Source organism: Corallococcus terminator, assembly GCF_003611635.1.
In the GTDB taxonomy this organism is placed as follows: Bacteria; Myxococcota; Myxococcia; order Myxococcales; family Myxococcaceae; genus Corallococcus; species Corallococcus terminator.
Genome location: NZ_RAVZ01000709.1, coordinates 1 through 1134 on the forward strand (window position 1 = coordinate 1; position 1134 = coordinate 1134).

Annotated in this window: 1 protein-coding gene; it reads right to left on the reverse strand. The window is 74.4% G+C overall.

Going from position 1 to position 1134, the window contains the following annotated elements; genetic code table 11:
* A partial coding sequence (locus D7V88_RS41695; protein WP_147449160.1) for an HAD-IC family P-type ATPase occupies window positions 1-1134 on the reverse strand: 1134 nt, incomplete at both ends.

Consider the following 1134-nt stretch of genomic DNA (forward strand, 5'->3'; position numbering starts at 1 on the left):
CACCGCCCAGACCCCCGCCGTCACCACCGCCACCGCGATGACCGCGGGCACGAAGACGCCGGCCACCCGGTCCGCCAACCGCTGGATGGGCGCCCGCGTGCGCTGGGCCTCGGAGACGCGCTGGACGATGCGCGCCAGGAGCGTGTCCTGGCCCACCCGCTCCGCGCGCATCACCAGTGAACCCGTGCCGTTCACCGTGCCGCCCGTCACCTTCGCGCCCGGGCCCTTCTCCACCGGCACCGACTCCCCGGTGACGAGCGATTCATCCACCGCGCTCGCGCCCTCCAGCACCTCGCCGTCCACCGGCACCTTCTCCCCGGGGCGCACCCGCAGCCGTTCCCCCACGTGCACCGAGGACAGCGGCACGTCCTCTTCATGCCCGTCGTCCCCGACGCGCCTCGCCGTGGCGGGCGCCAGCGAGAGGAGCGCGCGCAGGGCCCCGGACGTCGCGTGGCGGGCCCGCAGCTCCAGCACCTGCCCCAGCGCCACCAACGTGAGGATGATGGCGGCGGCCTCGTAGTACACGGGCGCGGTGCCGCCGTGGCCCGTGCGCGCACCTTCGGGCAACAGGTGCGGAAACAGCGTGGAGACGACGCTGAACAGGTACGCCGCGCCCGCGCCCAACGCGATGAGCGTGAACATGTTGAGGTGCCGGTTGCGCACCGACGCCCAGCCCCGCTGGAAGAACGGCGCCCCGACCCAGAGCACCACCGGCGTCGCCAGCGCGAACTGCGCCCACAGCAGGGCCGCCGGGGACACCGCGTGCTGCACGGGCTGTCCCGGCAGCATGTCCGACATGCCCAGCGCCATCAGCGGCACGCTCAGCGCCAGCCCCACCCAGAACCGCCGCGTCATCGAACGCAGCTCCGGATCCGGCTTCTCCTCCACCGTCACCGTTCGCGGCTCCAGCGCCATGCCGCACTTCGGGCAGGTGCCGGGCCCGTCGCGCACCACCTCCGGGTGCATCGGGCAGGTGTACTCGACCCGCGTCTCCAGGGCCGGCGGTGCGTCCGGCTCCAGCGCCATGCCGCACTTCGGGCACGCCCCCGGCGCGTCCCGCCGCACCTCCGGGTCCATGGGGCACACCCACGTCGTGCCCGGTGCCGTGGGGGGTGGGGACGCCTGGGGATGGAG